General features: G+C 30.5%; 12 protein-coding genes and 1 pseudogene. 10 read left to right on the plus strand and 3 right to left on the minus strand.

Going from position 1 to position 13,920, the window contains the following annotated elements:
• Positions 1 to 123: 123 nt before the first annotated feature.
• Together O9267_RS05670 and O9267_RS05675 are read left to right on the plus strand one after the other, a co-directional pair.
• Complete coding sequence (locus O9267_RS05670) at positions 124 to 711, plus strand: acyl carrier protein phosphodiesterase (RefSeq protein WP_298177026.1); 588 nt, start codon at positions 124 to 126, stop codon at positions 709 to 711.
• The gene (locus O9267_RS05675; protein ID WP_298177028.1) at positions 708 to 1,376 is read left to right on the plus strand and encodes a DNA alkylation repair protein; all 669 of its coding nucleotides are present in this window, start codon (positions 708 to 710) and stop codon (positions 1,374 to 1,376) included. The genes O9267_RS05670 and O9267_RS05675 overlap by 4 nt, the downstream gene beginning before the upstream one ends.
• Before the next feature lie 211 nt (positions 1,377 to 1,587).
• Here the strand turns inward: O9267_RS05675 and O9267_RS05680 are convergent, their stop codons facing one another.
• Entirely contained in the window at positions 1,588 to 2,151 is a 564-nt protein-coding gene (locus O9267_RS05680) for a hypothetical protein (RefSeq protein WP_298177031.1), read from the minus strand.
• A 1-nt stretch (position 2,152) separates the two neighbouring features.
• Positions 2,153 to 3,076, minus strand: a complete 924-nt coding sequence (locus tag O9267_RS05685; RefSeq protein WP_298177033.1) for a hypothetical protein — start codon at positions 3,074 to 3,076, stop codon at positions 2,153 to 2,155.
• A 174-nt stretch (positions 3,077 to 3,250) separates the two neighbouring features.
• Between O9267_RS05685 and O9267_RS05690 the strand changes: the two genes are divergently transcribed.
• The 3 genes from O9267_RS05690 to O9267_RS05700 all read left to right on the plus strand — a co-directional run bounded on the left by O9267_RS05690 (position 3,251) and on the right by O9267_RS05700 (position 7,232).
• Complete coding sequence (locus tag O9267_RS05690) at positions 3,251 to 4,258, plus strand: SIMPL domain-containing protein (protein WP_298177035.1); 1,008 nt, start codon at positions 3,251 to 3,253, stop codon at positions 4,256 to 4,258.
• 108 nt (positions 4,259 to 4,366) lie between these two features.
• Positions 4,367 to 6,187, plus strand: coding sequence for a chloride channel protein (locus O9267_RS05695; protein ID WP_298177037.1), 1,821 nt, complete (start codon positions 4,367 to 4,369; stop codon positions 6,185 to 6,187).
• Positions 6,188 to 6,245: 58 nt separating this feature from the next.
• Positions 6,246 to 7,232, plus strand: a complete 987-nt coding sequence (locus O9267_RS05700; RefSeq protein ID WP_298177039.1) for a tetratricopeptide repeat protein — start codon at positions 6,246 to 6,248, stop codon at positions 7,230 to 7,232.
• Between the two features lie 110 nt (positions 7,233 to 7,342).
• On the opposite strand, the gene O9267_RS05705 is transcribed toward O9267_RS05700, so the two are convergent.
• Positions 7,343 to 7,864 (minus strand): hypothetical protein, encoded by a 522-nt coding sequence (locus O9267_RS05705; protein WP_298177041.1) that lies wholly within the window; start codon positions 7,862 to 7,864, stop codon positions 7,343 to 7,345.
• Positions 7,865 to 7,976: 112 nt separating this feature from the next.
• Here O9267_RS05705 and uvrA point away from each other — a divergent pair, with 112 nt between their 5' ends.
• The 5 genes and pseudogenes from uvrA to O9267_RS05730 form a co-directional block, all read left to right on the plus strand.
• Positions 7,977 to 10,811: an excinuclease ABC subunit UvrA gene (gene uvrA / locus O9267_RS05710; protein WP_298177043.1), complete on the plus strand. Its 2,835-nt coding sequence runs from the start codon at positions 7,977 to 7,979 to the stop codon at positions 10,809 to 10,811.
• A gap of 67 nt (positions 10,812 to 10,878) precedes the next feature.
• Positions 10,879 to 11,394 carry a BRO family protein gene (locus O9267_RS05715; RefSeq protein ID WP_298177050.1) on the plus strand — a complete coding sequence of 172 codons (516 nt, stop codon included), beginning with the start codon at positions 10,879 to 10,881 and terminating at the stop codon, positions 11,392 to 11,394.
• A gap of 31 nt (positions 11,395 to 11,425) precedes the next feature.
• Complete coding sequence (locus O9267_RS05720; protein ID WP_298177045.1) at positions 11,426 to 11,647, plus strand: hypothetical protein; 222 nt, start codon at positions 11,426 to 11,428, stop codon at positions 11,645 to 11,647.
• Between the two features lie 91 nt (positions 11,648 to 11,738).
• Positions 11,739 to 12,464: a TIGR00730 family Rossman fold protein gene (locus O9267_RS05725; RefSeq protein ID WP_298177046.1), complete on the plus strand. Its 726-nt coding sequence runs from the start codon at positions 11,739 to 11,741 to the stop codon at positions 12,462 to 12,464.
• A gap of 18 nt (positions 12,465 to 12,482) precedes the next feature.
• A pseudogene (locus O9267_RS05730) lies at positions 12,483 to 13,920 on the plus strand (aminopeptidase); the annotation flags it as partial.

The following is a 13,920-nucleotide window of genomic DNA, read 5'->3' on the forward strand; positions in this document are numbered from 1 at the left end:
TTATACAAATATAACAAGTTGAAAGCAATAAAAAAATTTGAATTAATTTAGTACATTTACCTAGTTACAAACTACTAAACCAAAAAAAACCTAAAACCCAAAACCTACAACCCACAACCTATAATGAATTTCCTAGCTCACATATATCTTTCTGGAAACAACGATTTGCTTAAAATTGGAAATTTTATGGCTGATAGTGTTCGTGGGCACCATTATTTGGATTATCCTGATGAAATTCGAAAAGGTATTCTTTTGCATCGTTATATTGATACTTTTACAGACGCGCATCCTATTTACCGTAAAAGCAAACATCGTTTACACGAAAAATACGGACATTATTCTGGTGTGATTATGGATATTGTTTATGACCATTTTTTAGCTAAAAATTGGAACAACTACTCTGATGAAAAATTAGAAGATTATGCAGATGAATTCTACAAATTACTTCAAGATAATTACGACATTCTAACAGAAAAAACAAAAGGAATGTTACCTTATATGATTGCTCGAAATTGGTTAGTAAGTTATGCGTCATTAGCTGGCTTAGAAATGATTTTGTTCCAAATGGATTATCGAACTAAACATCGCGCCAATATGCAAGAATCGATTGTTGAAGTTCAAGAGTTTTATTCCGAATTTGAAGAAGAATTTACTTTGTTTTTTGAAGAATTACGTAATCATTGCGAAGAGAAATTAAAAGAATTAGAATGAATTTTATACGAAATTTAGGACAAAATTTACATCGAAAAGCCAATCGAGAACTAGCCATTCCGATGGAGAATTATATGAAAAATAATTTCTCTTTCTTAGGAATAAAAACCGAAGAAAGAAGAGCAATTTTTAAAGAGAATTACGAAAAATCCAAATCTGAAATAAAAGCAAATTTCAAAACTATTGCTTGGGAATTATTCAAGAAAAAAGAACGCGAATTTCATCAATGTGCTATCGATTTATTGGTTAAGGAATTCAAGAAAAACTATGTTTTAGAGGATATTAAATTAATTGAAAATCTAATTATTACAAACTCTTGGTGGGATTCAGTTGATGTTGTTGCCAAATATTTGCTCGGTGGCTATTTACAACAATTTCCAAATGAAACTTATGAAGTAATTGAACGCTTTTCGAATTCCAATAATATGTGGTTGAATCGAAGTGCCATTATTTTTCAGTTGAGTTATAAAGAAAAAACCAATTTCGATTTACTAAAATCAGAATGTGAAAAACATAAAGAATCTAAAGAGTTTTTTATTCAAAAAGCAATTGGTTGGGCTTTGAGAGATTACAGTCGTTTTAATCCAAGTGGAGTTTCAGAATATGTAAATTCAACCAATTTAAAACCTTTAAGTCAGCGTGAAGCATTGAGAAATATAAAGTAACGTGAGTTAAATATTAAAGCCAAATAAACAATCATCTTTTACACGAATTGCACAAATTTACACAAATTGAAAATGGAAAATTACACTAATGGAATCTGATAAATCAGATAATGATTCGTGAAATATATAAAGTAAAATTAAAATTCGTGTCAATTTGTGCAATTCGTGTCAAATCTTATAAAAACAGTTATTTCAAAATCTAATTGAACAATTACATTTCACCTAGAAGTGTAGAAAAAACCACTTTAGTTTCTTCACCAAACATTTTTGGAGTTTCGAAAAAATACACTTTTTGAACAATTTTAGTTTTTAAAACTATGCCCGATTTTGTTCTTGAAACAGTATATCCAGTTTTCCAACTTTGATATTCAACAGAATCATATCTGCTTTCATCCGAAACTGAAAATAAAATGGGTTCAGAAATTAAAAGCTTTTGAATAAACTGTTGTAACGTGATTTTATCAAAAGAATCCGAAGTAAAATCAACCACCATTGTATTGGGATTTAGAAACAACAAATTAATGTTTTTTACAACTTCTTTCTTCAAATCATCATTCAATGTAACATCAGTAAGCATCTGAAAATAAGAAAACAAATCTTCCACTTTGGTTTTAGAATTTTCTTGATAAACATTCAAAACTTTGGCTGAAAATCTTTTATTTAAAGACATTGTTGAAGCGGCTTTCTTTTCTGAAACACTTTCTTTCATAACATCTTGAGCATTAACAAAAAAGTTGCATAATAAAATAACTATAAATAAAAATTTCTTATTCATTCTATTCTTGTTTAATTCTAATGAACTGAATTTTATCAGTAGCATCGTTTTTAATTTCAACAATCTTCATCTTTTTTAACGAAGCCGTTGGTACAATCAACTTTTGAGAAAACTCGCTTTTATTGAAATATTCGGCTCCCAAATCGTCTTTTAACATTACAATTACTTCCAAATTATCTGATAATATTTTATTCAATTGCTCTTTTCTTGTTTGCCAATCTTTAATATCTGATAACATAAAAGCCTTAAGCATCATTGCATAATCATCTGGTTTTAAATCAATTCGTTTTGGAGGTTCTGTTGTTGTTCCATTTGGATTAATTACTATTGTCTTTGGCAAGTAAAACGGACTTTGAATGACCAATTTTGATTTCTCATTACCATTATTTGAAACTTGAACTTTACCTTCTTTTATTTCTAATTCTTGTTTGACTGAATCTTTAACTTCAAAAACCTTAACTTCTTCTGCATTGACTTTTTCATTCGTATATTCATTGTTTAATTGAATTGTTTTAGGTTTTGACTCTTCTTTTTTGCTAAAAAATACAACAACCAAAGCCAATGGAATAAACAATAGTAAAAGCCATTTTTTAGATATTTTCGATTTTTCTGATTGACTTCCTTGAATTGTATGAACACTTTTTTCTTCAAATGTAAACTCATCCCAACCTGAAAAACCTACAAATTCCGATAGAATATTCAGCATATCTTTTCGTGGAATCTTGTTGTTGGTTTCGGGTTTTAAATGCGTGTAAATCCATTTTTCACTAATCGTTTGCTTACACTTTTCTTCGATTAAACCAATCAAATTTTGAATATCCTGCGAACTAAATGTCTTCCAAGTTCCTTGAAAAAAAGGATGATGCTCTTGATATTTCAAAAGCACTTTTTGTTTCAATTCCTGAAATTTTTCAAGTTCTGTCATTCTAATTATTCGATTCAAAAGTAAAGCTACAATTCGATATTTCTACTGAAAACCAACTGTAAAAGTGCTGTAAATGTAATTAAAAAACTTTACAGTTAGTTGAAAGTAGTTTTACCAAACCAACTTTGAAAAACGAGCCTATCATTGCATCATTAATTTTAAAAACTTAAAAAAATGAAGACAAATTTAATTACAACAATCGCACTTACAATGGCTTTAAATTTTGCGAATGCGCAAGATATGGGAAATGCTCAATACGAGAAAAAAGGAAACGCCGATTATGGAAATGGCGCTTACGGAAATGGTGGTTATACTATTAATAGAGTAAACACAATTCAAACCACTTCAAGCAGTCAAGACGAAATGGTTTTAACGATTAAAGGAATTTATAACGAACGTGCAACAGCTCAAATTGCAACATTTGCAGTGCTTCAACTAGGAAAAACTGCCGAAGAAGCCACCAACTTAATTGATGAAAGAATTGGAAATGTTATGAAAGAATTAGCATTATTCAATAAAGAAATTGTAGTTGAAACCGATATGATTTCATTTGTTCCAACTTATGATTATGCAGTTGATAAAAAGATTTTTAATCCAAAAACGTATAACGAAAAACCATCTGGATTTGAATTGAAAAAGAACATCTTAATCAAATTTAGAAATAACAATGACTTTGATAAAATTTTATCAATTTGTGGTAAAAATGAAATTTATGATATCGCAAAAGTAGATTATGTAACTACCAATTTTGACCAAGTTAGAAGCTCAATGCAAAGAAAAGCTTTGGAAGTTTTTAAAGACCAAATGGCAAATTATTCACTTATTATGAATACCGATTTGAATAAAAAAGAAAAAATACTTCAAGAAGGTTTTAATGTAACCTATCCAATGGAAAGCTATAGAAGCTATCAGGCGTATTCTCAAGCTGATGCCAATTTTGACCCAAAAGGAGAAATTCATAATATTAAGAAAAACACAACACAATATTACAACCAAGCTTTAGTGAAAGATCACAATTTTGTTATGAATCCTGATATTACTGAACCAACTATTCAAGCGTTTTACGATATCACAATTCGAATCAAACTTAAAGAAGACCAATTGCCTAAAAACACTATTATCAGAAACAATAGATACTATATCATCACCGCAGCTGGAGATGTTAAACCTTTGGCTTTATAAAAAAAAACATTTAAAAGATAAAAAATCCGATGAAAATAACCTTCATCGGATTTTTTTAATGTAAAATTTTAAAACACTACTTTTGTCTTTCGCAGTGAATAAATCAAAATGCCAAACAGAAAGTCAGCCATATTTCAATTATTTTTCAGAAAAATTGCTCGCCGCTTAGAATCTTTATTCTTCTTGGCAAAAACAATTTTGTCTGAACGTAATTTTATATACTTATCGGCTGTTGCTGTTGCTATTTCATGTGCTTTGGCTGTTATTATTCTTAAAAGTTTTGCGCATAATGTTTTCATTTTTGCCAATTATGCTAATAAATATTTAAAGCTACCTTATGCCAATAGTATTTTTCCAATTATAGGTATTTTGCTGACTGTTTTTGTTATCAAAAAATTCCTTGATGGTTCAATAGAAAAAGGTAGCTCGCGAATTCTTTACGCTGTTGCCAAAAAAGGTGGAATTATTCCAAAAAAACAAATGTATGCCCAAATTATAACAAGTTCCTTAACCGTTGGACTTGGTGGTTCTGCTGGATTGGAAAGTCCGATTACAATTACTGGAGCTGCTTTTGGTTCTAACTTTGCTCAAAAATATAAACTTTCTCAAAAGGATAGGATTTTACTATTAGCTTGTGGAGTTGCTGCTGGAATTGGTGCGGCTTTTAATGCTCCAATCGCTGGAGTTTTGTTTGCAATAGAAGTTGTTTTGACCGATGTTGCCATTTCGGCATTTATACCCATCATGATTTCTGCTGCAACAGGTGCATTGGTTTCTAAAGTATTATTAAGTCAAGATATTTTGCTGAGTTTTGAACAAGAACAAAATTTTGACTTTCACAACACGCCTTACTACATTCTACTTGGACTTTTAGCTGGATTTGTGTCTGTTTACCATGCTCGAAATTTCAGAAAAGTAGAACATTTTTTTAGTCGATTTAAAAGTAATACTTATAAAAAAGCTTTATTTGGTGCGACTATTTTAGCTGTTTTAATATTCTTTTTTCCAACACTTTTTGGTGAAGGTTACGAAAGCATGAAAACACTTTCAACAGCTCATCCTGAAAGTTTACTAGAAAATACTTTATTAGAAAATCATAAAAGTAATGAATGGATTTTATTAGGTTTTGTTGGTTTAATTGTCTTATTAAAATCTTTCGCAACTGGTTTAACTTTAGGTTCTGGCGGAAATGGAGGTAACTTCGCTCCTTCTCTATTTGTGGGTTCGTACCTTGGCTTTTTTGTAGCAAAATTTATGGATTTGACCAATATCAATTCGCATCTTCCTATAACAAATTTTACCATTGTAGGAATGGCTGGAATTTTAAGTGGTTTATTTCATGCACCATTAACAGCCATATTTTTAATTGGTGAAATTACTGGCGGTTATGATTTGATGGTTCCATTGATGATTGTTTCTTCAATAAGTTTTGCCGTTTCCAAACAAATGGAACCACATTCAATGGATGTTAAAGCATTGGCTGATAAAGGTGACGTTTTTACAAGTGATAAAGATAAAAATATCTTGCAAAGTATTGATTTTCTTGAATTGGTTGAAACTGATGTTAAAACAATTACTTTAGAAAAATCGTTGGAAAATCTTATTGAACATTTGTCAAATGTAAATCAGCAAATAATTCCTGTTTTAGACGAAAAACACAAACTACTTGGAATTGTTGATTTTGAAAATATACGTTCTATCGTCTTTAATCCATATCGAATAAAATTCACTGAAATTAAAGAAATCCTTTCGCAACCTCAAGAAATCATATACCATGACGATGGAATGGAAACTATTATGGAAAAATTTGAAACTTCCAATCAAAATCTGATTCCTGTTACCAAAAACGGAAAATTCTTTGGATTAATTTCTAAAATTACCATTCTTGAAGCCTATCGTGAGCAATTGAAGGAAATGGTTATTGAATAAAATAAAATTCTCAATATTCAACTAATTTTATTTATATTTGGGACTAATTCCTTACAAAATGAAAAAAATCACTTCTCTATTGTTATTAATTTTGTTTTCAAATGTTTTAAACTCACAAGTTGATGAAACAAAAACTGATTTTAAATTTGACAAAAAGAAAATTCTTGCAGAGTTATCTGAAAAAGCATGTAAATGCATTGATTCAATTGAGACTGGATATAAAACAAATGATAGTATTTCTTCAGAAATCCATGCTTGTATTGACGATAAAGTTGGAGCCTATCAAATGGTTGCAAAACTTTCTAATATTCCAATATATGATGAAAATTCTAAAGAATCTGATGTAAAAAAAGAATTTAATATTTCTATCAACATTAATAAAGATTCTAAAGAATACAAAGAGTATTATTATGAAATGGAGCGCTATTTAGTAGAAAATTGTCCAGCTATAAAGAATAAAATTGCTTCAAATGATATTGTCGGAGAAAAATCATTATCACGCAATCATGAAGCTATGAAATACTATCAATTAGGGCTTGATGAATCTAAAAATGAAAACTTTGACAAAGCAATAGAATATTATAAAAAAGCTGTTGTTTTTGATAAAAACTTCGCCTTCGCTTATGACAATATGGGAATATGTTATAGAAGATTAAACAAATATGATGAAGCTATTGATGCCTATGAAAAGTCTTTGAAAATTGATCCAAACGGAACTATGCCCTTACAAAATATTGCCGTTGCTTACCAATACAAAAAAGAATTCAAAAAAGCTGTTAAAGCATATGAAAACCTAGCTAAATTAGATAAAGAAAATCCAGAGGTATATTATGGGATTGGCTTAATTTACAATAGTTATCTTTTTGATTATGAAAAAGCTCTTGATAATTTATGCAAAGCTTATAATATTTATGTGAAACAAAAATCACCTTATAGAACAGACGCAGAAACTTTAATCCAAAATGTTTATCGTGAATTAAAAAAACAAGGTAAAGAGAATGTTTTTAATGAAATCCTTGAAAAAAACAATATTTCTCAAAATTAAAACATTAAAAAACTTTTAAAGTATAAAACTTGAAAAAAGTTCTTTAGTTTTCAGTTGCAGTCTCAGTTTTCAGAACTATCTGATTACTGCGACTGCAAACTGAGACTTTTTTATTTCGTCTTTTCACCAACAAAATAATCATTGGTACTTTTAAACAAGACGTTAAAAGTCGTCAAACTTCCGTGACATCTTGTAATGTATTGTTGTAATTCCACTTTTTCAGCATTATCTAAATTACTTGAATTAATTTTTTGCTCCATCACACGAAGTCGATCTCTAACCATAATTATCTTATTGAAAAAAGTATCAACTGGCACTTCTTTATTTTGAGTTGGTGTTCCTGGTTCCATGATTAATTTCCCACCTTTCCATTTGTCTGCAATGGGAACAATTTGAGTAACATCACTCCATTTCTGAAGAATATTTTTCAACGTTTTTTCAACTTCATAAAAACTTACTGAATCTACTTCGTCTTCAACTGCTTCTATTACTTCAAATTCACTATCAACATCAATGGTTTCCAATCCATTTTCGATAAAAGTTACCCAATAATGTTTAGAAGTCACATTGGTTACAACTCCCAATCCAAATTCTGAATGTTTAATGCGTGATCCTATTCCTAAAATTTTCATAGTTTTAAATAAATATTGTTTTTGCCAAATATAAAAATCTTTAACAAATTCTTCTTAACCGACTAACTGAAATTTGCTCATAAAATTGTATTTTTGCGTTTTGCCAAAAATTATGCAAGACACAAACGATTTTATTGAAGTTATAGGTGCAAGAGTTCACAATCTTAAGAACATTGATATCAACATTCCACGTGAGCAATTAGTGGTGATTACTGGACTTTCGGGTTCGGGAAAATCATCATTGGCTTTTGACACTATTTATGCTGAAGGTCAACGCCGTTACATAGAAACTTTTTCTGCATATGCTCGTCAATTTCTTGGTGGTTTGGAGCGTCCAGATGTAGATAAAATCGACGGACTTTCGCCAGTAATTGCTATTGAACAAAAAACTACAAGTAAATCGCCTCGTTCGACAGTTGGAACCATTACCGAAATTTATGACTTCCTGCGTTTGCTTTTTGCTCGTGCTGCTGATGCATATAGCTACAATACGGGCGAAAAAATGGTTTCATATTCAGATGAGCAAATCAAAGAATTGATTACCGAAAATTTCATTGGTAAACGTATTAATATTTTAGCGCCAGTAATTCGTGCCAGAAAAGGTCATTATGCTGAACTCTTTCAACAAATTGGGAAGCAGGGCTTCCTAAAAGTTCGTGTAAATGGCGAAATTCAAGACATCGTTCCTGGTATGAAACTTGATCGTTACAAAACGCATGATATTGAAATTGTGATTGATAGAATGCAAATCGAGAAAGATGAGAATACTGATAAACGATTAGTAGAAAGCATCAAAACGGCAATGCATCACGGCGATGATATCATGATGGTGATTGAACATGATAGCAAAGAAGTTCGTTTTTTTAGTAGAACTTTGATGTGTCCAACAACTGGAATTTCATATCAAAATCCAGAACCCAATTTATTTTCGTTCAATTCTCCAAAAGGTGCTTGTGAACATTGCAATGGTTTGGGAACTGTAAATGAAATTAATAAAAATAAAATCATTCCCAATCCAAAATTATCTATTCAAAAAGGAGGATTTGCGCCACTTGGTGAGTACAAAAGTTCTTGGATGTTCAAGCAATTAGAGATTATTGGTGAAAAATATAACTTCAAATTGACTGATGCCATCGAAACTATTTCAGATGAAGCAATGGAAATGATTTTGAATGGTGGAAATGAAAAATTTTCAGTAGTTTCAAAAGCAGCTGGTGTAACTAAAGAATACAAAATTGATTTTGAAGGAATTGCTAAATTTATTAAAAATCAGCATGATGAAAGTGGTTCAACTACTATAAAACGTTGGGCAAAAGACTTTATGGACGAAATTAATTGTCCGGAATGCAATGGTTCTAGATTGAAAAAAGAATCACTTTTCTTCAAAATAAACGATAAAAACATAGCTGAATTATCATTAATGGATATTTCAGAATTGACAGTTTGGTTTGAAAATTTACCAAAAGTTCTAACCGAAAAACAAAAAACAATTGCAACAGAAATTCTAAAAGAAATCAACGACCGATTGAAGTTTTTAATGGATGTTGGTTTGAATTATTTATCATTAAGTAGAAGTTCCAAATCACTTTCTGGTGGTGAAGCGCAACGTATTCGTTTGGCAACACAAATTGGTTCGCAATTGGTTGGCGTACTTTATATTTTGGACGAACCAAGTATCGGTTTACACCAACGCGATAACGAACGATTGATTAATTCTTTGAAAAATCTTCGTGATATTGGAAATTCTGTCCTAGTTGTAGAACACGACAAAGACATGATTGAATGTGCCGATTATGTAATTGATATTGGTCCAAAAGCTGGAAAATTTGGTGGAAATATTATCAGTAAAGGAACACCAAAAGAATTGCTGAAAGAAAATACAATTACAGCGCAATATCTCAATGGTAAAATGCAGATTGAAGTTCCAAAAAAACGTCGAGAAGGTAACGGAAAATCAATAAAATTAACTGGTGCCAACGGAAATAATCTTAAAAATGTTACGGTAGAATTTCCATTAGGAAAACTAATTTGCGTAACGGGTGTTTCTGGTAGTGGAAAATCAACCTTGATTAACGAAACGCTCTACCCTATTTTGAACGCTCATATTTTTAATGGTGTCAAAAAACCAATGCCTTACAAGAGAATTGAAGGTTTAGAACATATTGACAAAGTAATCGATATTGACCAAAGTCCGATTGGTAGAACGCCAAGAAGTAATCCTGCGACCTATACAGATGTTTTTTCAGAGATTAGAAGTTTGTTTACCATGACGCCAGAAGCGATGATTCGTGGTTATAAAGCAGGAAGATTCAGTTTCAATGTGGCTGGCGGAAGATGCGAAACCTGCGAAGGTTCGGGTGTTAGAACTATCGAAATGAGTTTCTTGCCAGATGTTTATGTAGAATGTGAAACCTGCATGGGTAAACGTTTCAACAGAGAAACTTTAGAAATTCGTTACAAAGGAAAATCAATTTCTGATGTATTGAATATGACAGTTGATGAAGCTGTAGATTTCTTTGAATTAATTCCTAAAATTCATAGAAAAGTTAAAACTATTCAAGATGTTGGATTAGGTTACATTACTCTTGGTCAACAAAGTACAACACTTTCTGGTGGTGAAGCACAACGAATAAAATTAGCAACAGAATTGTCTAAAAAAGATACTGGAAATACCTTCTACATCATGGACGAACCAACAACTGGTTTGCATTTTGAAGATATTCGAGTATTAATGGATGTTATAAATAAATTGGTAGATAAAGGAAATTCGGTGCTAATTATTGAGCATAATTTAGATGTAATTAAACTTGCCGATTACATTATTGACGTTGGTATGGAAGGCGGAAAAGCTGGTGGAGAAATACTTTGTAAAGGGACTCCTGAAGAAATTATAAAGAATAAAAAGAGCTATACGGCTCAATTTTTGAAAAAAGAGTTGAAAAATTAATTTTATTAAAATGTAAAACAAAAATTCTTTAGCCATTTTTGAGAGTAAACAAATAAGAAGAAGTTACATAGAAGAAACTGAAACGTGGTATTTTTCATTAGTTGATATTATTGAGGCACTTACCGATTCAGTAAATCCCACAGATTATTTAAAAAAAATTAGAAAAAGAGATTTAGAACTTGGAAACTACATAGGGACAAATTGTCCCCAGGTAGCAATGCTAATAAATGGAAAAAATCGTAAAACTCTAGCAGGCAATGTAAAAAATGTTTTACGGATTGTACAATCTATTCCTTCTCCAAAGGCTGAACCTTTCAAGAAATGGTTGGCAAAAGTTGGATATGAACGAATTCAAGAAATTCAAGATCCAGCTCAAAGTATAGACAGAGCAAGAGAAAACTGGAAACAACACGGAAGAAGTGAAAAATGGATTCAGCAACGAATGATGGGACAAGAAACCCGCAATAAATTAACTGATTATTGGAAAGAGGCTGGAATTGATGAGAAAAAAGATTTTGCAATTTTAACCAATATTATTCATCAAGAATGGACAGGATTGAGTGTTAAAAACATAAAGAAGTAAAAACTTAAAATCACAAAATCTTCGTGATCACATGAGTGAAGCGGAGTTAATTTTTACAGCATTAGCCGAATTATCAACAAGGCAAATCGCAGAAAAAGAAGAAGCAAAAGGATTGATTGACAACGCAAAAGCTAGCAAAAAAGGTGGTGCAGTTGCAAAAAATGCACGTATAGAATTAGAACAAAATACTGGGAAAAGTGTTGTAACAGGTGAGAATTTTTTAGCACCTAAAAAAGATAATAAAATAAAATAACTTCTTTTTATTAAAAAACTAAGCTATACTGGGCAGTTTTTAAAAAAAGAACTACTTTAGTATTTAATAAAAATAAAAAAATAGAATAAAAATGTCATTTAACAATTACGAAAACGAAGACGAAAAAATACAAGATAAATTAAAACAAAAAACTTGGAACGAAATTAGAACCAACGACTCATGGGCGATTTTTAAAATTATGTCCGAGTTTGTAAATGGCTATGAATCAATGGCTAGAATTGGACCTTGCGTTTCTATTTTTGGTTCGGCAAGAACAAAACCAGATGATAAATATTATTTGCTAGCCGAAAGTATTGCCTACAAAATCAGTAAAGCTGGTTATGGCGTCATTACTGGTGGTGGTCCGGGAATAATGGAAGCTGGGAATAAAGGCGCTCATCGTGGCGAAGGAACTTCGGTTGGTTTAAACATAGAATTGCCTTTTGAACAACATTTCAATCCATATATAGATAAAGATAAAAACTTAAACTTTGATTATTTCTTTGTTCGCAAAGTAATGTTTGTAAAATATTCACAAGGTTTTGTCGTAATGCCAGGTGGTTTTGGTACATTGGACGAATTATTTGAAGCTGTTACTTTAATTCAAACAAAAAAGATTGGTAAATTTCCAATTATTTTGGTTGGAACTGAATTTTGGTCTGGACTTTTAGATTGGATTAAAACCGTTATGATTGACAAACAAAAAAATGCCAATCCTAATGATATGAACCTAATAAAAGTGGTTGATACCGAAGATGAAGTGGTTGAAGCATTGGATAATTTCTATAAAAAATACAATTTGAGTCCGAATTTCTAAATAGAAATTTATCTCATTTTGCAAACAATTAAAGTATTGAATTTCAAACATATATCATTTTTACTAGTTTTAGTAATTTCAAATTTAAGTGCACAACATCATTCCAAAATGACTGTTGCTCTTGATGCTGAAAAAAAATTAGTAAGTGTTTACCAAGAATTGACTTTCAATAATCAAACTAATGACACTTTAGATACTATTATTCTAAACGATTGGAATAATGCTTATTCTGATAAAAATTCAATTTTAGGAAAACGTTTTTCTGACGAATTTGAACGCAGTTTTCTACTGGCAAAGGATGAAGACAAAGGCTTTACTAATAATGTCATCATTTTAGATCAAAACAAATCAACTTTAGATTGGTGTCGAATTGAAAATAAAATTGATTTAATCAGAATTCGATTAGAGAATAAATTAGCTCCAAATCAGTCGGTAAAATTAATTCTTATTTACTCACTTAAAATTCCAAATGATTCGTTTACAGGTTATGGATTTGGTAAAAAAAATAGTTTTTACCTGAAAGACTTTTTTTTGACTCCAGCTCGTTATGAAAATGGAGCTTTTGTAACCAATAGTAATGCCAATATTGATGATGTTGCCAATTCGCTTTCTGATTATGAATTGGAAGTATCAATTCCAAAAGGTCTTGAACTAACAACTGATTTAAATCAAGATAGTTACATAGAAAATCCTGTTACAAATTCTTATACGCTTTCAGGAAAAAACAGACAAAGTTTTAGTTTTCTTTTGGGTAAAAAATCAAATTATTTCAGTTATAGCAATGGTACAATAGAAGTACTTACTAACATTGATGACAGCAAATTAGACGATATAAAAAAAGCAATTGTAATTGACCGAATTGTTAGTTTTATAAATGATAATATTGGAAATTATCCGTATCAAAAAATTACAGTTTCCCAAGCTGATTACGATAGAAATCCTTTTTACGGATTAAACCAATTACCTTCATTTTTAAGTCCATTTTCAAATGAATTTTTATACGAATTAAAATTTCTAAAAACCTACATAAACAACTTTTTAAGAAGTTCTGTAAACTTAAATCAAAGAAACGATTACTGGATTAGCGACGGAATTCAGGTTTATATGATGATGAAATACATGGACGAATTTCATCCGCAAAGCAAAATGATGGGCAGCATTGCAAGATTCAAAATTCTGAAAAGTTTCAATCTTGTTAATCTTGATTTTAACCAGCAATACAGCTACTATTATCTATTAATGGTTAGAAAAAACTTGGATCAAGCATTAAATGAACCAAAAGATAAGTTAATAAGATTCAACGAAAGAATTGCTTCTAAATATAAAGCAGGTTTAAGTTTTAACTATTTAGACAGTTATTTAGAACAGAACATTATTCCAACTTCCATCAAAGAATTTTATGCGTTAAGTTCTACAAAACAATCATCTAGATCAGATTTTGAAACCATTTTAAAAT

This window comes from Flavobacterium sp. (genome assembly GCF_027531705.1).
Classification (GTDB): Bacteria; Bacteroidota; Bacteroidia; order Flavobacteriales; family Flavobacteriaceae; genus Flavobacterium.